Genomic DNA, 20,527 nt, shown 5'->3' with positions numbered 1-20,527 from the left:
CGGCACAATTAGAAAGTTAATACCGAATCAACTTTGAGAAAATAAAGTTCAAGCATTATACCGCTAGTTAACAGGAAAATTGTCGTGACACTGTAACGACAATTGAGATCCATATTTTCAAACTCAGATAAAATCGTTAAAGATTGCTGAAGCTAATACAGTTTAGAACCTAAGCTTAGAAGAACTTAATTTTACTGATTTTATCGTTCCCTAAGATTGTGGTAATTTCAAATGTTTTTTATAGCAGTGAAGCTATGAATGAAGCAAATGGAATGATATCGTCTCCGGCACTTGCACTTTCTAGAGATGCCATATATTCGGCTCTTCTTTCGAGCGGGATAACGGTCCATGGATAGCCACCCGATGCCATCATGGAGTTCATTAGGAATCTGCCAATCCTTCCATTTCCGTCACTGTAAGGGTGTATAAAGACAAAAAAGAAATGTCCCAGCACAACTCGTACTCCTGCATTTTCTTCAGTTGCTAACAGATCAAAAAATGCTGGCATAAGATCTCTTACGGCTTCCATTGCAGGAGGAACATGTTTTGAGCCGCGTATGTAAATCGGCTGATTTCTGTAGCCGGCCAGATCAGATGGTTTTATAATACCAGCTGTTGCGCTTGGTGCGAACATTTCTCTGTACCAAGTGGCATGATCATTATCTGCGGCAGTTCCCGGATTTGTACCACCCAGTATTGCTTCAATTGTTTTTTGAACCATTTGAAAAGCCTGCCAGTAGCCTCTGGCCGCCATTGCATCACGGGTCTGTCTGTCTTGTTCATTGATATCGGGCTGCCATGTGCCGCTGCGTACCCTTTCAATCAGTTCTGTATTAACTCGGTATCCTTCTATGGATAATGAGTTGTAGGCGTCATTGATGTAATTATCTTCAACTTGTTTTAGATACGCGGCTTGATTGGTTGGAAGACCTGGTGCGGGAGGGAAGATTTTTATGATTTCTTCTCGCATTTCGTTCCACATCAGTTCCATTCGGTTTACATGGGGTGAAATCTGGCGCTGTGAAAATATAATCTGGCTTTTGTGCGTAAAAGGGTCTAGTTCACGTACGTTATAATCTGCCGCTTTCATTCCATTTAGAATATCATTGGCAATTTTCGGACGATCAATGTTTCTGAATGCTCCGGCAATTCGTCCCGCAACTACACTCTTCCCGCCGTCGAGAAGCAATGCCAGTATTTCTGTGCCGTCTCGGAATGTCGAAAGAAGTGTTCTGGCATCAGTTGGATTCTGCTGGTAAATCAGCGATTTCCTTGAGATAAGCATTCATTTTCTGATTGGAAATTTTCGGGATGAGACCTTTTTGCTGATTTTTGTATTTTGAAATAATTTTCTCAACAGTAGGTAGCATCGGAACATTGGCTCTAATGGCAGTTTTGGCTCTGCTGGTCATAATCCATAAATTTCCAGTAGAATCTTCTGATAAGTTTCTTTCAGTGAGTTCCAAGGCATCGACAGGCGCATATCCTGTGTAGCAGCTGAAAAGAAATATGTCCTTAACTTTTTCCAGACGAGGTGTTGAAAATATTTTATTCTCGATTGTGTTCAGCTCCTGCTGGGTTAGAAAAACAGCATCTTTTACGCTTAGTCTGCCGTCATAAATATTGAATGGGTCTTTTATGATCAAATCCATTTTAATGGCATAATTGCAGGCAGTTTTATACATTTTTATATACTTTACCACCGAATTGTTTTTGATGCCTGTCTGTTCTTTAAAACTGCTTTCGTATTTAAGGAACTGCTCCAGTTTAAAAACAAATGAGCTTGATAGTTCAGATGCCGGCATATCTTCCTTTTTATAGTTGCTACTGATGAAATTTAAAAGCAGCTCTTTTGCTCTTTTATACTTCTGTAGAGAAGCCGGTGCGCGCTCTCCTGAGTTAACTCTTTTGGTGAAAAATAAGTTGTAAGTGTCCATAATCTCAATTATGGTTGGGCCTTCAGGCTGGTCGATTTTTACTTTTCCTGTGAGTTCAGCTTTTAATAATTGAAGATTAACCTCAGGATCAATTCTGAAGAGTTCAGTAAATTTTTTGGCTGCATTAAGTTGGAAAAGATCAAGTAGATTTTTGATTACTATTTCCTTTTCAATTTTAAGCGGATTTCTAAGGTTATTTGTGCTGGCCCATCTTTCTTTTGAAATGGCTTGTCCGGTTGACATTGAAATTTGTTTGTCATTGTAGTTCAAACGGGCATAAATTGGAGATTCGCCGTTCTTGTTTACTCTGTCGGATTTCTGGTAAAAAATTACTTTTAACATGTTATCTAGTTTTAAAATTAATAATCAAATTGAATTAATAATTTTAAGAGAGCCCATTGACAGCAGGGAATTCCCGGGGAATTCTTTTGTTTTAGTTACCCTTTTTTGAGAAAAAAAAATCAAAAAAAGACAGGGTAACTAATAGGGTAACCATTCTTTGATAAAACATGTGCTTTTTGAAAAGTGTGTAAAAACGAAAAAGCCTTTAAACACTAGTGTTTAAAGGCTTTTGACTTTTAAAGTTTCTTCTGAAACTTCATCTGGCGGAGAAAGAGGGATTCGAACCTAAGCTCCGCATACCCCTTTTATACTGCATTTCTAATATTTTTTTTCTGTCGCGCCACGATTATGCCACGAACTTTAAAACGTGCTTATTTTAGTTGTAACAACTTGTTTTTGAATGAGTTATAATTGATTGTTTGTTAAAACGTAAAAATACATTTTTTTTATTTGTAATGTTGTACAAACCCACATAAATATTTCAAATTATATCAAAACAATTTATTTTTTATGTAGATATTTTATAAATCTCTTTAGGTCGAATTAAGTCTGATCTATGTAGCCTTTATTTGTAAGATGTATTGATCACCTTCTTTAAAAGCGTTACTCTGTTCCAGAACGGTGTTGATTTCCTCTGTACCGATACCGGAAATAGAAGCGCTGAAAAGTTGAGCACGCTGTAGCATTCTAATATAAGTGTCAGGCTCGGATCTTCTGGTAAGTTGGCGTAGACCTCCAAGGTAGTCCTCCCTGAAAACAGTCGGTATTATAATTTTTGACTGTCCTGCATTAACAAGTTCTGCATTCATCATTATTCTGGCAATTCTTCCATTGCCATCTAAAAAAGGATGTATTTCACTAATCATAAACATCATGTATGCAGCCTTGGCAAATGGATGCGAGATTGCACGATAAAAATTGAAACCCTCATGCAGTGTACCTAGAACCTGGCTAAAATCTACAAAGGCTGTGTCTCCAGCAAAATTGTTTTTTTCTTTAAAGTTTCCAGGATTTTTATCTGGTCTGGCACTCATAAGTATTTTGTGACGATACTTAAGCATATCAATAAGTTGTTCAGCATCTGTAGGAACAATCGACATTTCTGTTTTACTGCTCACAATTTGAAACGTGCCTAGGACATCATGCGAATCCTCATTCCTTGTGGGAAGTGGAGTTTGTGTTGTAATTATCTTGCGGGCATCTTCTACATCAAATCTAGTTCCTTCTATGAAATTAGAAAAATACGCTTCGTAAAAAGCAAAATTTCTAAACTGGTCAGAATTTATATTTTTGTCTGTGATATCAGCAAAGGTTCTTTGTTGCAATTCGATAAATAGTTTTTCAAAAAGTTGAATTCTTGAAGGGTCATATGGATTTCCAAATGCCCTGGCTTGTGCAACAGGAGAAGTAAGAACACTGGATGTATGAGTAGTAAGGAGTGCGCTTATTATAATGTTTAATCTAGAATATTCTTTCTGAAGGCTCAATTTTTCACTTATCGTTCTGGCTTTATCTCTCAGTTCGTTGAGCCCTATTTCACCTTGTATCCTGATAATTTTTTCAAGTTTTTCTTCTAATTCTTTTTTTTCCAATGTTTTCAATTGTCCTGCTGATTTTCGAGAATCTTGAAAGTTCTCTAAAAAAGCTCTTTCTCTTTGAGATACAAATAAGCCGTTACTCATTTCGTTATCCCCTGGAATTGGTGCATATCCTTTTGTAATATTTAAAGTTACACCTGGAAGTGAAACCTTACGGTCGTAGCTATAAGTTAAAAAAACTTCTCCATTTTGTGTCGGAGCAAATTCTAAAGCGGAGCGGTGGCTTAATAAAATGCCTGGATAAAGGTGACCCAAAATTTTATATAGATTTCTTCTGATTATCTCTGAAGCATCAGAATCAAAATTAGGCGTATAAATTTTTGCAGCAATTTTGCGAAGTTTTCCATCTCTTTTTAATTTTGAAATGGATCTGCTTATTTCAGGATCACTTGATGAAAAAATTATTTCCTGTAGATGGAGTGGTGTTGTTTTATCCATATCACAAATATTTCCAGCTAAAGTACAATTATTTTTGTCTTAACACAAATTTTTAAATATAAGAGGGTGTTAAATTACAAATTTTTAAGATTAGTGGGTTGTGTTTACAAATTTTTAAAGCTAACGACTAAAAAAATAGTGATTAACACAAATTTTTGCATTTATAAAATCACAGTTTTACAAATATTTACAATTATCACATGAACATACATATCAAATTTGGTCTATGCTATTCTTCTAAATTATAGCAACTCTAAGTCTTGTAACTTTCGTCCAAAATTATCATCCGCTGCAAGTTTAAGAAAATCTTCTTGAAGGCCTAAGACGCGAAGCACATTAAAATAACCACCCATAGCTACACCTGAATTTCCCCGTTCTATAAGGTACAAAGTAGATCTTGCAATATCTGCACGTTCAGCTAATTGAGTAGTAGTAAGTTTACGTCTTTTTCTCGCTAGTTTAATATTTTCTCCCATTTGTTCCATCACTTCCTTATATTTAGGATAAATGATTTGTTTCTTCCTGTTCATCATTCAATATAGTACTAATGTTATTAACATTGATTGTTATTTCATACAAAATCGGTTTATTTGTTTGAAATAACAATCATTTATAATTTTTTTATATTGTTTCTATTCTCTTATCCATTATCATCATTATCTCTTCTTTTTCTTGATCCTTATCTGTTTCATTTGTTTCTGCTATCGTGCTGTTTTACGTTAAATGTACTGTAAAAACTTAAACTTTAAGAAAATAAAGGAGTAGAGTGTGACAAATGATACAGATAAAATTCCACAAAATGCGACCAAGACAATTGTCGTGACAATGGCACGACAATTTGCAAATCGGTAAATTGCTCCGCAAACTGCATCATACGTCGTAAATTTCTTAATTCGAAATTATTACCATATCGTTCTTTCAATTGTGTCGACACTGTCGGCACAATTTGTTTTGCGTAATCTGCACGTTTGTTCTGTAGGATATTCTGATTGCATCCGCAGTGTGCGTTATTAAAAACTATTATTGAAATTAACCTTATTCTTAATGTTTTGTGTCAGTTCGCTGATCCTGTCACTAGGTTCTTTATAAGCTTTAAGTATTTGGATATGATGTTGACGCAAAAAACAAGATATATCACTTTAATGGCTTTAGTTTGGCGAGAATATAGCTGTTTTGGCGCGAATTTGGCGTGAATATAATTATTTTGGCGTGAGTTTTTGTAATCTCAAGTTTTCAAACCATTTCAAGATTTCTAAAATTTATGTGAAAAATAAACCAATTTTGTGTCGCTCTCACTCCGATTCGAACAATAATTCTGGGAGGTGCTGGCTTTAATAGCTTTTAATTTACATTTTCGGCTGTGCCACGATTCTGCCACAAAACTTAGAGTGGTGAATATCTTTAAAACGGCCTTAGCTGTTTATGTTTTGACTTTAAAAAAAAACAGGTGTTTTTACTTAGTTTAAATTCTCAAAAAATCCATACGTTTGATTTGTACTAAAATTTCTATTAATGCATTGGTTTTTAGGAGATAAAAAAAACATGCCAATACACTAAATTTGAGATTTTTATGAATACATAACGCTGAAATCTGGCGGTTTTATTTCTGTCGCATATTAGATTTGACAGTGTGGTTTGATAGATTTTGACCTATTTTTTAATTTACTCAGTAAGGAATTATTTTAACTTCTATAAATGAAAAAATACATTACAACCCAATTATTACTATTAATTTGTTTGATTATGAATAGCGGTTTTATCTATTCTCAGACTAAAGACCCTGTTGTCGTAACAGTTGATCTTGAAGCAGGTACAATAGGCAAAGTGCCATTTGATCAGCCGTACAAATTAAGCAGTTTTCAAGACTGCCGCATTCGACCGCTCTGCCATTCCTCCAGTAAGACGTAATCATTTTCTCATTGCGGGTGCAAAGATAAAATGTTTTTTCAATGTTTTATAAAGGAAATAATTTTTATCCGCGTCTATAACTTTAATTTAGGGTGTTAACTCCTTATGAAACAGAGGTTGTGAGTTTTTAATTTGCTCGTGAAAAAAATGCCATAATAAATTATGTCATTTATATTTGACAAAATCTATGGAATAATAATATCGATCTTTATTTTTTTGTGTGTGCATATTTTTATTTGACTAGTTCAATTGTGTCCGCAGTGCGGACGCAATTGAAAATATTTGTAAATATGACGATTAACTCTGAAAAGTGTTATCCACGCATTAATGTTAAAAATCATGGAACTGCTGTACACAGGATTATTTAGGATGGGGATTTAGACGTTTAAATCATCAAAATCGCCGCTATCATACGATCTGGCTTAAAATTAGTGAGACCATACGTAAGGGTAATTATTTTTACTATCATATCTTAACATAATTAATTGCATGAAATGCCAATTAGTAGTATTAATATTAAGAACTTTAAATCTATCAAAGATTCAGGGTATAATTCATATAAGACCTATCAATATTCTTATAGGTCTTAATGGAGTTGGAAAATCGAATTTTATTAGCTTTTTTAAATTACTTATTAATATATGTAAACAAAGACTGCGAAACTTTGTGGATTATTAAAAATTCAATAGTAAGTGAGAATGGCTTATAAATGACAGATGAATTTTCATCTTTAGTGAATTTTTATAATTATATATGTGACTTAATTAGTTACAAATTCGTCGGCGTCATTGAAAAAAGGTGAATACTATTTATTTGTACTAGGAAATCACCTATCTTATTGTGCTGGAGCAACCTTAAAGTTTGCTTTGAAAATAACTTAACCTTTACTTCCCATCTTTCCATAATAAATATTTTCATATTCTATGAAATATTGTGCAATTGATTAATTACTATAGTGTTAGTTTCAAAAGTAATACTTCATAATTTTTTTAATTACAAAGTAAATACGTACATTTATTGTTTAATCGAAAAATCTTAAAAAAAAGCCTAAAATTTCAAAACTGCAATATGAAAGATTTCGTTTATATCTATTTACGGAATAATTATAATTACTATTAATAACACTTTAAAGAATTAAATTATGAAAAACGAAGTTAAAATTCATGAAGTTGACCGCTCATTGAATAACAGAAGGAGCTTCTTAAAGCTCAGTGGCTTGGCATTGGCAAGCGCGGGTCTGGTAATCGCTGGTTGCAGCAACAATGACGATGATAACGAGCCAGAAGACACATCGCTTCCAGGAGTTCGAAATGGTGTGTTTGATTTAGGCTCCGGAGATTTTGGTGTATTAACATATGCTTACGCCTTAGAGCAACTAGAAGCTGACTTTTATACTAAAGTTGTAAATTCATCAGCATTCAACAGCACTTTTAACGATATTGAGCGTCAGGTACTAACTGATTTATATCATCACGAAGTAATTCACAGGGACTTTTTTAAAGCTGCTTTAACAGGAGCACTTCCTAATCCGAGCACACAATTGCTTCCTACATTAGCTTTTAACTATGGAGCTTTGAATTTCAATAGCCGTACCGATGTTCTTGCAACAGCAAAAGCACTTGAAGACACGGGAGTTGCTGCTTATAACGGAGCTGGAAAATTAATCAAAAGTGCTGATTATTTACTATTAGCCGGAAAAATTGTTTCGGTAGAAGCGAGACATGCGTCAGCTATTAGAAGTTTAATCAATCCTAACTCTAAGGATTTTGCAGGTGATGACGTTGTAAACGCAACAACAGGATTGGATGTTGCTAAAGATCCTTCTAAAATCCTGCCAATTGCAGGTGGATTTATCACTACAAAATTTACTGCCAAATATTTACCTTAATCTTAACTAGCTAAAACTTAGAAATTATGAATATTTTAAAATTTATAGAAACATTTACTGATGATAGCTTAATGAGAAGCACCAGCTCTCGAAGAGATAGTTTTAATCAGTTTGGAAACATAGGAAAAACACTGGCATATGCATCAATCCCATTCGGATTATCTGCAATGGCAAATAAAGCATTCGCAAAAGATATTACTGCCACACCGGCAACTCCAATTGGAGCTTTGCAATTTGCTCTTACATTAGAATACCTTGAAAACGAATTTTATGCCATGGCATTGGATTCAGGTGTAATTCCTGCATCAGAAAATGGCGGGCGTGATTTAAAAGTTTTTCAACAGATAGCATTACATGAGTCAGATCATGTTAAATTTTTAATTGCAGGACTCGGCGGACCAGCAAGTGCTAATTTTGTTGCAAAACCTACTTTTGATTTTACTGTTGGAGGTGCATTTGATCCGTTTCATGATTATCCAACCTTTTTAGCCCTGGCTCAAGCCTTTGAAGATACGGGGGTAAGAGCTTACAAAGGTCAGGCAGCAAATTTAATTACGACACCGGATTTATTAACTGCTGCATTACAAATACATTCTGTAGAAGCACGCCATGCCTCTGAAGTGAGAAGACTACGAGGATTAAAAGGATGGATTTCGAACAGCGAAAGAGGCGCAGGAATGCCTCAAGCAACACAAGCCAGTTACGATGGTGAAGGAGTTACTGTACAGGCAGGATTTAATACTTCCACTGCATTTGGAGCCGCTGCAGGATCAGAAGCTTACGATGAGCCACTTACGACACAACAAGTCGTTGACATTGCAAATTTATTTATTGTTTAACAAAACAATTCTAAATATTGAACCACCTTCGCGTTATTGTGAAGGTGGTTTTTTTATTATATAAAAGTAAACACACAATTTCTGATTATAACGGAATTGGATTTTAATATAAAATACAGTCATTAGATATTCAATATTTTTCACAGACTTCACAAGTAAAAGTGATTATCGACAAAAAGTATTTCTTGTACTTTGCAAAAAAGCAAAAGAATAATGATGAAATCTTGGTTAAAAAAGAAACTTGTAAAGGAAGCATTATTCACAATATTCTTTAGAAAAATGGTTTACATTCCATCAGATCAAATTGGATTTCATTGCTAGAGAAAACTAATTTATAATATTTATAAAAAAAGCCCTGAAATTTCAGGGCTTTTTTATCAGTTGATTGAATTTTTGCGGAATTACATTTTTGGAAGAAGCACTGTATCCACAACATGAATAACGCCATTTGATTGATTTACATCTGCAATTGTAACTTTAGCTTTATTGCCGCTTTCATCGCTGATATATAAATCTTTTCCATCCATCCAAGCAGTTAAAGTTCCGCCGCTAACTGTTTTTAAAGTTGCTTTTCCTTTACCTGCTTTTATTGCTTTTGAAATATCTGAAGCATTCATTTTCCCAGCCACTACATGATAGGTCAAGATAGTTTGTAATGTTTTAATATTCTCAGGTTTCAATAATGTTTCAACAGTTCCAGCTGGTAGTTTACTAAATGCTTCATTTGTCGGTGCAAAGACAGTAAAAGGTCCTTTACCTTGTAAAGTCTCAACCAGTCCTGCTGCTTTCACAGCTGCTACAAGGGTTGTATGATCCTTTGAGTTTACTGCATTTTCAATGATATTTTTATTAGGATACATAGCTGCTCCGCCAACCATTACGGTTTTTTGTGCAAATGATGTAAATCCAAATCCTAATGCCAAGATTGCTACTGCTAAAAATTTTCTAGTTTTAATGATTAAATATTTTTAAGTTATAAGCTCATTTACGCTTTAATATTCCTTTTGGTTTTGACAAATTCAATAAATAAACTGAAGTATGGATGAAAAAAAATAAAAAATACTGTCTATGTGTAATTTAAAGGAATATTTTTTGAAAAATATTTTTATAATTTGACACGGTAAAGATTTAGATATACTTTTTTCTCAATGCTTTAATCAAAAACAGAATTAGTTCTAACAAATAAGATTTAATACTTTTTGTTTTCAATAAATGCTTTCAATCGTGCCTGAAAATACACATATTCGATTTCTAAATGAAGACTTAAGCAATATTGTATTTGAAGTAATATGATATTCAGAATTCATTTCAAAATTAGATGTTTATTTGTGTTAGAAGCAAGTCGAAAAATAAAAATGGCGAATATAATCGTTAAGGTTTTTTTTTATTTTTAGATTAATAAATCTTTTTAAATGTTTAAAGAATCGCCTGTTTTAGTTGTTCCAAATGAAATGGGAAAATTGTAAATTTACTTTAAAAAAAACTGGACTAAAATAATGCTACAGGACTTTACACTTAGAGTAATTCAAAATATAGAAAATATGTTGTATAAAAATATTCTTTTAATTGATGATGACATAGATGATGCGGAACTTTTTCTGGAAGTTATCAATTCACTCAAAAAAGAAATCGTTTTTAGTTACGCTACTAATCCTCTCAAAGCACTTGCCGAATTAAAGATTTCAGAAAATTTACCGGATTTACTGTTTCTTGATATTAATATGCCTTGTTTAAATGGACTTGACTTCCTTAATGAATTACGAAATGATACAAGACTTAGATATATAGAGGTTATTCTGATTTCTTCCGCTCCTGAAGACATCATTAGGAAAAATCTATCAGCAAAAAAGTATGAAATAGAAAGATACATGAGTAAATCCAATAATTATAATGATTTCGTTGCTCAAATCATAACCATTTTATAGTCCGTTTACGCCTGAACGTAATATTTATAATTACCAGGCGATCAAATTAAAATGCAGCACGAATCATTTATGAACTAGAAAAAATGATATTTCTGATAATACTCTTATTCTTGATATTTGGGGAGATAATGGTTCAAGTTCACAAGGATAAAATGTAAGTTAATTACTGCTAAAAAAAATAAAATTCAGATAAAAAAAACAATATTTCTTATATGATTAATTTCTTGGTTTGAATGCTTTGGCTCCCCAAGATCAATTAAGACAAAACATTAGTATTTAATATGATTTTTCATGTCATATCATGCATAGATTGTATGGAATTTTAAAGGGCAATAAATAATATTACTATATCAGCAAGAGCTGCTTTTTTTGGAGGTCCAACTAATTTCACATTAATTAACCAAATTTTGAAAAATCGCTGTTTTGGTAATTTAATAAAGCATATATGAACAAATTTAAGTAATGCTTTGCAATAGATCAGGTAAGGGTCGATTCCTTGTCAGCCAAGCGCAGGGCAAAGGATTAGTATCCAATCTCTCTCAATTAAGGCAAGTGGCAATAATTGTAAATCAGATACAGGCAAATTATCAAATAAAGTTGATTTTAAAGAGAGTTGATTTTCTAAAAGAAATATACAATGTAAATACCTAAATAACATATCAAACAAGATTGTTTTATCACGTACAGAATTCTAAACGGATTAAGATTTAAAAAACTTTTAGTCAGCCCAAAGAACGTTAGTGATATTGATGTTATGCATCTTTAGGTAAGAAAAGTAGTTTTAAATGTTATACTTTTAATCTAACTTTATTAATTGTAAATTATGGATCAAGATATTATATTAGATAAGTTAAGAAAAGCGAAGCAAGAACTTATTTTTAATCACGAAGAATTGGAAAGATGTGCTAAAGATTTAAAAATTGCTAATGTAAATTTGAACATTAGAGAAACAGAAAAAGAGTTCAATATGGAAGAGTTTAACATTGGTTTAGAGCAGATGATGTTTACAATTTCTCACAAGGTTAGAAAATCGGTTGCCAATATTCTAGGTCTTTCAAAATTGTTGTGTGAAGATGTAAATCTTGGAAATAATGAGCTGAGAGAAATTTTACTTTTGATTATTCAATCTGCCGAATCACTAAATGCTTCGACAGAAGAATTATCGAAGTTTATTTGCTTAAAGAGGCGAACTGATCTATGAATGAGAGTAGTTGAATCACAAAAAAAGTCTTTTAAAAAAACGCTCAAATTAAAAACTCTTTTATTAAGAGCTTATAGGGCTTGAACCTGCGATTTAATTGTATCATAGAATATTTTCCAGGTGTAATTCTAAGTAATTTACACCTGGAAGCAAATTATTTTCAAATTGTTTACATTTACAAAATAATGACATCTCTTATGTACGAAGAATTAAAATATTGGTATTTGCGTGATCATAAATTGTTTAGAACTTTGACTTTTTCTCAAATCAAACAACTTTGTATAATCACAGGTTTTAGAAAAGCCTCAAAAGGTGAAATTATTTATTTTTCTTCTTCAGATGTTCCCCGGATTTTTTTACTTAAAAAAGGAAATATCAAGATTGTTGCCCTTGATGATAATGGCAATGAAATTATAAAAGACATTATTCAAAAAGGAGATTTATTTGGAGAACTAACTTTAGAAACAGATAATAAAAACGAAGAATATGCAAAAGTTCTTTCAGACGATGTTGTAATTTGCAGTTTTTTGCTGTCTGATTTTGAAGATTTATTGCTTCGTAATCCAACTTTAGCACTTTCATATACCAAGTTTGTGGGGTTAAAAATGAAGCGTATTAAAAATAATTATGCCAATTTAATTTCTAAAGACGCTAAGACAAGACTCTATCAGTTCCTCAAAAACTGGGCAGAACAAGAAGGAGTTACAAGCGGAAATGCAGTTGTAATGGAAAATTATTTAACCCAAAATGATATTGCCCAAATTATTTGTACCTCGAGACAGACGGCAACGCAATTGCTGAATGAAATGGAAACCAATAATCTTTTAAACTACAACAGAAAAGAAATTGTCATTACCGATATTACCAAATTATAATTATTTTGGGCTAAGTGTAACTTAGCTGACATTTCGCTTTCTCATAGTTCAATAATTTTACATCGTCAAAAAGATGTAAAATATTAAACTATGAAAAAATTACTTTTTATTTTTTTAGCAGCCCTCACCTGGGGTGCTAATGCGCAGAACATGATTGCTAAATCTGCGACTGATATTGCTCCTCTATTGATAGGAGAAAAGATTCCAAACCTTACTTTAAAATCATCTGAAAATACAGATGTAAATATTTCAGACTTACTTAAAAAGAAAAAATCTGTCCTTATTTTTTATCGCGGAGGCTGGTGTCCATATTGTAATCTGCACTTGCAGGCATTGGCTGAAGCTGAAAAGCAAATTCTGGATTTAGGATATCAAATTATTGCTGTCAGTCCTGATTCCGCTGAAAATTTGAAAATTACAGCAGAAAAAGATAAAGTAAAATACACCTTACTTTCTGACTCAAAAGCAGACTTAATAAAAGCCATGGGGATTGCTTTTGAGGCTCCTGAAAACTACAAAAGTGTAATTAGCGTATATTCTAATGGAATCAATACTAGTTTTTTACCAGTTCCTTCTGTTTTTGTTGTGAACTCTAAGAACGATATACTTTTTGAATATATCTCGCCAGATTTCAAGCAGCGCATAACGAGCGAATTACTTGTTTCAGTATTAAAAAACTTAAAATAAAATAAGATGAAAAAGCTAGTATTACTTGTATTGATTTTGGTTTCAGCAACTTCATTTGCACAAAATGATGCCAAGCGAGTTAGTCAGTATAATTTAGAAAATAAACTTGCTATTCAGGGTTATGATCCAGTGGGATATTTTAATCAGGGAAAAGCAATAAAAGGGAAAAAAGAGATCTCAACTTCTTACCAGGGTGTGACGTATAATTTTTGGTCAAGTGAAAATAAAAATGCATTTATAAAAAATCCTGCAAAATATGAACCTCAATATGGAGGATGGTGCGCTTATGCGATGGGAAGCGCTGGTGAAAAAGTCGAAATAAACCCCGAAACGTTTAAAATTACTGATGGCAAACTTTTTCTGTTTTACAATGCCTTTTTCAACAACACCTTAAAAAGCTGGAATAAAGACGAGGTAAATTTAAAAACACAGGCAGATGACAACTGGAAAAAAATCTATAAATAACACGGTCATGAAAAGGGAAATTTTAATATGGATTCTCAGAATTGCCGCCTCGGTAATTTTATTGCAAACCTTATATTTCAAGTTCAGCGGAGCAGAAGAAAGCATCTATATTTTCACTGCCCTAGGAGTAGAACCTTACGGAAGAATTGGTTCAGCAATAGCCGAATTGATAGTGGTAATTTTAATCCTGATTCCAAAAACCACCTGGATTGGTGCTTTGGGTGGAATTGGGGTAATGACCGGAGCTATTTTATCACATGTATTTGTTTTGGGACTCGTGGTAAAAGATGACGGCGGATTACTTTTTAGTCTGGCTATTATTACCTTATTATGCTGCCTGGGTTTGCTTTATTTCAACAAAAACAAATTGTCTAATCTTCTAAATTAAAAGATCATGTTACTAGAATCAATACGCCAGAGTTTAGATGAGTTAATTTATCTATTAGATCAATTGTCAGATCAGGATTATTCAAAATCTTGCCGGGCTTTAAGTAATGCCACAATTGGCGAACATACAAGACATATTCTGGAGATGTTTCAATGTCTGGAACAAAGTTATGATTCGGGAATTTTAAATTATGACAACCGCCAGAGAAATAAGCAAATTCAAACCGAAACAGAATTTGCTAAAAAATGCATTATTCAAATTAAAAAAGAATTGAAAAGCGAGAACAAAACAATCTATCTCGAACAGTTTATTGATGGTCTTAGCATGAGGATTCAAAGCAATTATTATAGAGAATTGCTCTATAATTTAGAGCATTGTGTGCATCATCAGGCGCTCATAAAAGTGGCCGTTTTGCAATTCGAAAATATTATCATTGATGAAAATTTTGGTGTAGCGCGCTCGACCATAGCATACAGAAAACAATGTGTACAGTAAGTTTTGTAAATAATAACGGAGTTGTAATGATCACTTCAAACAGGGATGAAAAAGTAATTCGTCCCAGTGCTATTGTGCCCAGGAATTATAAGCATAAGGGAAAAAATATGATGTACCCAAAAGATTCAAAAGCGGGAGGAACCTGGTTTGTCATGGATGAAAACGGAACAGTTCTGGTTTTGCTAAATGGCGGAATCGCAAAACACAATCCGATACTGCCTTATCGAAAAAGCCGCGGATTAATTGCATTGGATATTATCGCTAATGAATCTCCAAAGGATTTTTGGAAACAAATTGATCTGGATAACATCGAGGCTTTTACTTTGGTTTTGTATCAGGAAAAAACATTGTATGAACTAATTTGGGATGGTTTTAAAAAAAGAACAACAAGATTGGATGAATCACAAAACCATATTTGGTCGTCGGTTACTTTATACCCAGACGAAATAAGAAAAAAGAGATCAGATTGGTTCTTTGATTTTTTGAAAGATAAAAATGAAATAACATCTTTAGATATTCTTGATTTTCATAGAAATACACACAGCGATGATACTCAAAATGGTTTAATTATTAATAGAGAAAACACGATGAAAACCTTGAGTGTAACGCAAAGCGTGATTGAGCAAAATAAAGGTCAAATGAAATATTATGATTTAATCAAAACAGAAGATTTTTCAACCTCTTTTATTCGAATTTAAAAACATGCAGATATGAAACTATTTTTTCATAAAATAACCAATTGGGAGTATTGGCCATTTCAGGTTTTGTATTTTCCTATCTATTTTCTTTGGGTGTATTATGCCATCAAAGCAAGATCGATCTTTTTCTTTAATGCCTGTAATCCAAAAATTAAAAACGGAGGGTTTATTATGGAAAGTAAAAAGCAGATTTATGATTTACTCCCTGAAAAATATTATCCGAAAACCATTTTAATTAAGGAGAATATGGATTTAAAGAAGATAGTAGATAAGGCAGTTGAAAAGCAAATCTATTTCCCGTTAATTGCAAAACCCGATATTGGATTGCGTGGTTCGGGCGTGAAAAAAATTAAAACAATATCGGAACTGAAGGACTATGCTCAAAAAGCGAATTTTGACTTTTTACTGCAGGACTTAATTCCGTTCAAAAATGAAGTAGGTATTTTTTATGTCCGACATCCACATCATAAAAACGGAAAAATTACCGGAATTGTTTCTAAAGAATTTCTAATTGTCATAGGAGACGGAAAATCAACAATTGAAGATTTGATCAAGAAAACGCCAAGATTTCAATTGCAATTTGATGTTTTAAAAGAAGAATATCAGGATCAACTGCACCGAATTCTGCAGAAAGGTGAATCTTTAAATTTAGTTCCTTTTGGAAATCATGCCCGAGGCGCCAAATTTCTGGATGGAAGCTCTTGGATTACTCCAAAATTAACTAATATGATTAACGACATAGCTATTCAAATTCCTGAATTCTATTTCGGGCGTTTTGATATAATGTACAACACCTTCGAAGAATTAGAACAAGGAGAAAACTTCCAAATTGTAGAACTAAATGGAGCGGCGAGTGAGCCCACACATATTTATGATCCCAAACATTCGGTTTGGTTTGCCTGGAAAGAACTGGCAAGGCATATTTCTTACATGTATGAAATTAGTGTTGAAAACCACAAAATGGGCGTTCCATACTTAGATTATAAAGTTGGCATGCGCGAATACAGATTACATCTGGCACAAAACAATAAAATCATGAATTTCTAGAAATGAAAAAAGTAAAAAATATCTCAGTTGGATTTCTGGTAAGTTTTCTCGGATCAGTTCCGATAGGATATTTAAACTTAGTTGGACTGGAAATCTATGCAAAATCAGGACTTCATAATTTGGTTTTCTTTTTGTTTGGAGTCATATTTGTAGAAACCTTTGTGATTTATTTTACGTTGCTTTTCGCCAAAGAACTTATAAAAAATAGAAAGCTCATGAAGATCATAGATCTGTTTTCAGTTGGGTTTATGCTTACTCTCGCTTTTGTTTTTTATTTGAATTTCAATGAGCCAACAAAGTCTAATTACTATTTAGGCAAATATTTGATCTATTCTCCTTTTATAATTGGCGTAATTTTAAATGGATTTAATTTTTTACAATTGCCTTTTTGGACCAGCTGGAATCTACATTTGCTTAATGGAAAATATATTACCATTGAAAGGAAGTTAAAATATTATTATATCGCAGGAACTTTAATAGGTGTTTTTTTAGGAATGTTGAGTGTAATAATAATACTGCAGTCTGTTTTACAACAACCAAATCAATTTTCAAAGGGTATATTACCTGTTTTTATTCCCCTTTTTTTTATTGCTTTAGCAGGTATTCAATTGTTTAAAATATATAAGAAATATTTCAGGGTAAATTATTATATAAATTAAACAGTAATGAACCTTATATTATAGCTACTGAAATAAGTGAATTACTATCTAGATAAAAATTGTTTAAATTACACAAGAAATATTTTAATGCAACCCTTCTACAAGATGTAGTCGATTGGTTTTTCTGTTTTTTTATTTTTATTAATTGGAGAGATAATTATATTAAGTTAAATTTGTATTTATGGCAAAATTAATAAATCTTAAAATATTCTCTAATTTCTTCCATTCATCTTCTGCGGGAGGTATTATATTACTAATTTGTGTGATGATATCGCTTTTTATCGCGAATTCTGGTTGGTCAGAAGGTTTTAAAGAAATGCTTAATTTTGAATTAGGGTTTAATATTTCTTCTTTACATTTAAAATATCCCATTTTACTATGGATCAATGATGGGCTTATGGCTGTCTTCTTTCTTCTTGTAGGATTGGAAATAAAAAGGGAAATAATTGAAGGAGAACTTTCTTCATTTGCTCAGGCATCTCTGCCTGTTCTTGCCGCAGTAGGAGGTGTAGTGGTTCCGGCCTTAATTTATTTCTTTTTTAATAATGGTGATCTGCATACTGCCAAAGGCTGGGGAATCCCAATGGCTACAGATATTGCTTTTGCACTTGGAATTTTATCCCTTTTAGGAAGTAAAGTGCCATCAGGGCTTAAAATATTTCTGGCAGCGCTGGCTATTGTCGACGATCTAATAGCGATTTTAGTAATAGCGATATTTTATTCCTCAGAACTAAATTTTCTTTATTTGGGATATGCAGGAGCATTGTTTGTCTTCTTGATAATCCTTAATCAAATGGGTGTCAAAAACCTACTTTTTTACCTGATTCCGGGAGTAGTTATCTGGTATTTTATTCATCACTCAGGCATTCATGCCACTATAGCCGGAGTACTTGTGGCGATGACAATACCTACCAATGAAGAAGATACAGATTCTCCTCTTGAAAAATTAGAACATGCCCTGACAAGTCCTGTTAATTTTATTATCATGCCCATTTTTGCCCTTGTCAATACTAATATCACTTTCGAATCAGGAATGATAGATGGGCTTACAAGTAATCTCGGACTTGGTATTATTCTTGGATTGTTTTTAGGCAAACCCATTGGAATTTTCATAATGTCATGGCTATCGGTAAGACTAAAAATTGCAGCACTTCCGGAATCTACAACATGGATGCATGTGTTAGGTCTTGGCCTATTGGGTGGAATCGGATTTACGATGTCTATCTTTATTGCATTATTGTCCTTTGGTGATTTACTGCATCAAAATGAGGCTAAGTTCGCCATATTAATTGCCTCCACAATTGCGGGTATTTCCGGATTTTGTATTTTGAGTTTGTACAACAAAAAGCAAAAAAAGTTTCTTCAGGACAATTAATGTTTCTTGAAAAGTTCTACATCCTTTACTGATAGACGTTCGTTAAGCCACATCTTTAGTTTTTCACTCTCAGCTGTGTTAAGGGTTTTAGTGCCATCATATATAACTGCAGTTATGGTTGTAGTGCTGTCTTTTTGATTAACAAGTGTGCTTTTATTGATAGAAAGTGAACTAATAACAGGAAATAAAATTGTGGTTTCTTTTAAAATCTGGCGGTTATCAAATTTGTTTTTGGTCAGTTCCTTTTCCAGCTGCATAATCTTAACGTCCTTGACATTCATTTCATTTTCACTGCTTTTAATCTGGTTCAGGATATCTCCTTTTAGCGCATTGAAACGGTCGGTACTGTCCTGACGAATCTGTAATTGGGTGCCAGCAAGGTATTTATTATGATTTAATTTACGGGTCAATTCTTTTATTTCTAATGCAGAAAAACGTCTGGAGAGAAAAGCCAGTTCGAGTTTTTTGTTTTTAGAAGTAAAATCGGTTTTTTTGTATACTATAGTATATCCTTTATCAGTGAATTCACTTTCAATGAAAAGGTTTACATTCTTTTTAAACTGCTGTTCCCTGTAGAGTGAGTAAGCAAGATAACTGCTGGGCAGCAGCATAACTGTTATTAAAAAAGCAATAGTATATTTTACCCGTTTTTGATGTTTTTCATCTACTTGTTTAACTGCTGGATAATTAAGATACTTAATAATTAAAAATGTAGCGATTCCTATAAATACACAGTTGATGCAATACAGATAAAATGCACCTAAGAAAAAAGTCCACTGCGCAGTAGCCAGCCCGTAACCGGCGGTACATAATGGCGGCATAAGCGCCGTTGCGATGGCAACCCCGGGAATGGGATTTCCTTTTTCTGATCTTGTAACGGCAATAACCCCTACAACACCTCCAAAAAAGGCGATAAGAATATCATATATATTTGGGGAAGTTCTGGCAAGTAATTCAGACTGCACATCTTTAAAGGGACTAAGATAAAAATACAAGGTAGACACCACGAGGCTTACTAACGTTGCAATTAGTAAATTTTTGAGTGATCTTTTAAGCAGTGAAAAATCATAAATACCCAATGCGAATCCGGCTCCCACTATTGGTCCCATAAGAGGAGATATAAGCATTGCTCCAATAATCACAGCTGTGGAGTTTACATTTAATCCAACCGAGGCGACAATAATGGCGCAGGCTAAAATCCAAAGGTTTGCTCCTTTGAAAGTTATGTTTTTCTTTACGGCCTCTAAAGTTTTCGCCCTGTCATCTTCACCTTCTCGAAGGTTGAGTAAATCTGTAATTTTTCTCATAATCTAAAAATTAGTAGCTATATAATACCTTGTTTTCGGCATGTATGGCTAAGATAAGACTAATTTTAGTAATTACTTAAGTGAAATCAGGTAAATGAAAATTTAAAGTTGATTTGAAATTATACTTAATAGCAGAGAACGATTTTATTCAAAAATCATGGATTTAAGCCTGTTTCGGTAAGATTCCAACATATCTGACTTGGTGATAAAACCGTAATACTTACCGTTTTTAAGTACCGGCAGGAAAACCTTATTGCTTTTTTCAAATTTATTCATAACGGTTTCCATGCTGTCAAAAAGATGTACTGTCTTGATGGGCTGGACCATTATATCTTTTACAAGGATATTTTCTGTTTTGAGATTATCGAAGATGACTTCGTGGATATCGTTAAAATAAACCAGGCCCTAAAGGTCATTTTCATCACTTACAACACCAAAAATAACCTGAGCCGAGT

21 protein-coding genes are annotated in these 20,527 nt (G+C 33.1%); 13 read left to right on the top strand and 8 right to left on the bottom strand.

Annotated elements, in window-relative coordinates:
• Positions 1–238: 238 nt before the first annotated feature.
• From ACQY44_RS19270 to ACQY44_RS19250, 5 genes are all read right to left on the bottom strand, one after another.
• Entirely contained in the window at positions 239–1,285 is a 1,047-nt protein-coding gene (locus tag ACQY44_RS19270; protein WP_428231919.1) for a Fic family protein, read from the bottom strand.
• The gene (locus ACQY44_RS19265) at positions 1,239–2,279 is read right to left on the bottom strand and encodes a phage integrase SAM-like domain-containing protein (RefSeq protein ID WP_428231918.1); all 1,041 of its coding nucleotides are present in this window, start codon (positions 2,277–2,279) and stop codon (positions 1,239–1,241) included. Before ACQY44_RS19265 ends, ACQY44_RS19270 begins: the two co-directional genes overlap by 47 nt.
• 554 nt (positions 2,280–2,833) lie before the next feature.
• Positions 2,834–4,315 carry a Fic family protein gene (locus tag ACQY44_RS19260; protein WP_428231917.1) on the bottom strand — a complete coding sequence of 494 codons (1,482 nt, stop codon included), beginning with the start codon at positions 4,313–4,315 and terminating at the stop codon, positions 2,834–2,836.
• Between the two features lie 242 nt (positions 4,316–4,557).
• Entirely contained in the window at positions 4,558–4,848 is a 291-nt protein-coding gene (locus tag ACQY44_RS19255) for a helix-turn-helix domain-containing protein (RefSeq protein ID WP_428231916.1), read from the bottom strand.
• 212 nt (positions 4,849–5,060) lie between these two features.
• Entirely contained in the window at positions 5,061–5,297 is a 237-nt protein-coding gene (locus tag ACQY44_RS19250) for a DUF1016 N-terminal domain-containing protein (protein WP_428232149.1), read from the bottom strand.
• Positions 5,298–7,364: 2,067 nt separating this feature from the next.
• Between ACQY44_RS19250 and ACQY44_RS19245 the strand changes: the two genes are divergently transcribed.
• Positions 7,365–8,111 (top strand): ferritin-like domain-containing protein, encoded by a 747-nt coding sequence (locus ACQY44_RS19245; RefSeq protein ID WP_428230162.1) that lies wholly within the window; start codon positions 7,365–7,367, stop codon positions 8,109–8,111.
• A gap of 26 nt (positions 8,112–8,137) precedes the next feature.
• Positions 8,138–8,950, top strand: coding sequence for a ferritin-like domain-containing protein (locus tag ACQY44_RS19240; protein ID WP_428231915.1), 813 nt, complete (start codon positions 8,138–8,140; stop codon positions 8,948–8,950).
• Between the two features lie 401 nt (positions 8,951–9,351).
• Here ACQY44_RS19240 and ACQY44_RS19235 read toward each other — a convergent pair whose 3' ends face one another.
• Entirely contained in the window at positions 9,352–9,906 is a 555-nt protein-coding gene (locus ACQY44_RS19235; RefSeq protein ID WP_428232148.1) for a fasciclin domain-containing protein, read from the bottom strand.
• Between the two features lie 540 nt (positions 9,907–10,446).
• On the opposite strand from ACQY44_RS19235, the gene ACQY44_RS19230 reads away from it, so the two are divergent.
• The 11 genes from ACQY44_RS19230 to nhaA all read left to right on the top strand — a co-directional run bounded on the left by ACQY44_RS19230 (position 10,447) and on the right by nhaA (position 18,765).
• Entirely contained in the window at positions 10,447–10,875 is a 429-nt protein-coding gene (locus tag ACQY44_RS19230) for a response regulator (RefSeq protein ID WP_428231914.1), read from the top strand.
• Between the two features lie 823 nt (positions 10,876–11,698).
• Entirely contained in the window at positions 11,699–12,076 is a 378-nt protein-coding gene (locus ACQY44_RS19225) for a hypothetical protein (protein ID WP_428231913.1), read from the top strand.
• A gap of 197 nt (positions 12,077–12,273) precedes the next feature.
• A complete protein-coding gene (locus tag ACQY44_RS19220) occupies positions 12,274–12,951 on the top strand; it encodes a Crp/Fnr family transcriptional regulator (RefSeq protein WP_428231912.1) in 678 nt (225 codons plus the stop codon).
• Between the two features lie 90 nt (positions 12,952–13,041).
• A complete protein-coding gene (locus ACQY44_RS19215; protein ID WP_428231911.1) occupies positions 13,042–13,638 on the top strand; it encodes a peroxiredoxin-like family protein in 597 nt (198 codons plus the stop codon).
• Between the two features lie 6 nt (positions 13,639–13,644).
• Positions 13,645–14,103 (top strand): YHS domain-containing (seleno)protein, encoded by a 459-nt coding sequence (locus tag ACQY44_RS19210; RefSeq protein ID WP_428231910.1) that lies wholly within the window; start codon positions 13,645–13,647, stop codon positions 14,101–14,103.
• A 7-nt stretch (positions 14,104–14,110) separates the two neighbouring features.
• On the top strand, positions 14,111–14,491 hold the full coding sequence (locus tag ACQY44_RS19205) for a DoxX family protein (RefSeq protein WP_428231909.1): 381 nt from the start codon (positions 14,111–14,113) through the stop codon (positions 14,489–14,491).
• A 6-nt stretch (positions 14,492–14,497) separates the two neighbouring features.
• Complete coding sequence (locus ACQY44_RS19200; RefSeq protein ID WP_428231908.1) at positions 14,498–14,986, top strand: DinB family protein; 489 nt, start codon at positions 14,498–14,500, stop codon at positions 14,984–14,986.
• Entirely contained in the window at positions 14,974–15,684 is a 711-nt protein-coding gene (locus tag ACQY44_RS19195) for an NRDE family protein (protein ID WP_428231907.1), read from the top strand. The genes ACQY44_RS19200 and ACQY44_RS19195 overlap by 13 nt, the downstream gene beginning before the upstream one ends.
• A 12-nt stretch (positions 15,685–15,696) precedes the next feature.
• The gene (locus ACQY44_RS19190) at positions 15,697–16,731 is read left to right on the top strand and encodes a D-alanine--D-alanine ligase (protein ID WP_428231906.1); all 1,035 of its coding nucleotides are present in this window, start codon (positions 15,697–15,699) and stop codon (positions 16,729–16,731) included.
• A gap of 2 nt (positions 16,732–16,733) precedes the next feature.
• A complete protein-coding gene (locus ACQY44_RS19185; protein WP_428231905.1) occupies positions 16,734–17,390 on the top strand; it encodes a hypothetical protein in 657 nt (218 codons plus the stop codon).
• A 181-nt stretch (positions 17,391–17,571) separates the two neighbouring features.
• The gene (nhaA, locus tag ACQY44_RS19180; protein ID WP_428231904.1) at positions 17,572–18,765 is read left to right on the top strand and encodes a Na+/H+ antiporter NhaA; all 1,194 of its coding nucleotides are present in this window, start codon (positions 17,572–17,574) and stop codon (positions 18,763–18,765) included.
• Here nhaA and ACQY44_RS19175 read toward each other — a convergent pair.
• The gene (locus tag ACQY44_RS19175; RefSeq protein WP_428231903.1) at positions 18,762–20,072 is read right to left on the bottom strand and encodes a TIGR00341 family protein; all 1,311 of its coding nucleotides are present in this window, start codon (positions 20,070–20,072) and stop codon (positions 18,762–18,764) included. The genes nhaA and ACQY44_RS19175 overlap by 4 nt on opposite strands.
• A gap of 144 nt (positions 20,073–20,216) precedes the next feature.
• Complete coding sequence (locus ACQY44_RS19170; RefSeq protein WP_428231902.1) at positions 20,217–20,399, bottom strand: CBS domain-containing protein; 183 nt, start codon at positions 20,397–20,399, stop codon at positions 20,217–20,219.
• Positions 20,400–20,527: the final 128 nt, after the last annotated feature.

It is taken from the genome of Flavobacterium sp., from assembly GCF_965277525.1.
Taxonomy (GTDB): domain Bacteria; phylum Bacteroidota; class Bacteroidia; order Flavobacteriales; family Flavobacteriaceae; genus Flavobacterium.
The sequence above is the reverse complement of the archived record's forward strand: the minus strand, read 5'-3'. Positions and strand labels throughout refer to the sequence as shown.

Bases quoted from the DNA above. Each gene is read 5' to 3' on its own strand.
- ACQY44_RS19270 (WP_428231919.1), bottom strand. From the start codon at position 1,285: ATGCTTATCTCAAGGAAATCGCTGATTTACCAGCAGAATCCAACTGAT.
- ACQY44_RS19265 (WP_428231918.1), bottom strand. From the start codon at position 2,279: ATGTTAAAAGTAATTTTTTACCAGAAATCCGACAGAGTAAACAAGAAC.
- ACQY44_RS19260 (WP_428231917.1), bottom strand. From the start codon at position 4,315: ATGGATAAAACAACACCACTCCATCTACAGGAAATAATTTTTTCATCA.
- ACQY44_RS19255 (WP_428231916.1), bottom strand. From the start codon at position 4,848: ATGATGAACAGGAAGAAACAAATCATTTATCCTAAATATAAGGAAGTG.
- ACQY44_RS19245 (WP_428230162.1), top strand. From the start codon at position 7,365: ATGAAAAACGAAGTTAAAATTCATGAAGTTGACCGCTCATTGAATAAC.
- ACQY44_RS19240 (WP_428231915.1), top strand. From the start codon at position 8,138: ATGAATATTTTAAAATTTATAGAAACATTTACTGATGATAGCTTAATG.
- ACQY44_RS19230 (WP_428231914.1), top strand. From the start codon at position 10,447: ATGCTACAGGACTTTACACTTAGAGTAATTCAAAATATAGAAAATATG.
- ACQY44_RS19225 (WP_428231913.1), top strand. From the start codon at position 11,699: ATGGATCAAGATATTATATTAGATAAGTTAAGAAAAGCGAAGCAAGAA.
- ACQY44_RS19220 (WP_428231912.1), top strand. From the start codon at position 12,274: ATGTACGAAGAATTAAAATATTGGTATTTGCGTGATCATAAATTGTTT.
- ACQY44_RS19215 (WP_428231911.1), top strand. From the start codon at position 13,042: ATGAAAAAATTACTTTTTATTTTTTTAGCAGCCCTCACCTGGGGTGCT.
- ACQY44_RS19210 (WP_428231910.1), top strand. From the start codon at position 13,645: ATGAAAAAGCTAGTATTACTTGTATTGATTTTGGTTTCAGCAACTTCA.
- ACQY44_RS19205 (WP_428231909.1), top strand. From the start codon at position 14,111: ATGAAAAGGGAAATTTTAATATGGATTCTCAGAATTGCCGCCTCGGTA.
- ACQY44_RS19200 (WP_428231908.1), top strand. From the start codon at position 14,498: ATGTTACTAGAATCAATACGCCAGAGTTTAGATGAGTTAATTTATCTA.
- ACQY44_RS19195 (WP_428231907.1), top strand. From the start codon at position 14,974: ATGTGTACAGTAAGTTTTGTAAATAATAACGGAGTTGTAATGATCACT.
- ACQY44_RS19190 (WP_428231906.1), top strand. From the start codon at position 15,697: ATGAAACTATTTTTTCATAAAATAACCAATTGGGAGTATTGGCCATTT.
- ACQY44_RS19185 (WP_428231905.1), top strand. From the start codon at position 16,734: ATGAAAAAAGTAAAAAATATCTCAGTTGGATTTCTGGTAAGTTTTCTC.
- nhaA (WP_428231904.1), top strand. From the start codon at position 17,572: ATGGCAAAATTAATAAATCTTAAAATATTCTCTAATTTCTTCCATTCA.
- ACQY44_RS19175 (WP_428231903.1), bottom strand. From the start codon at position 20,072: ATGAGAAAAATTACAGATTTACTCAACCTTCGAGAAGGTGAAGATGAC.
- ACQY44_RS19170 (WP_428231902.1), bottom strand. From the start codon at position 20,399: ATGGTCCAGCCCATCAAGACAGTACATCTTTTTGACAGCATGGAAACC.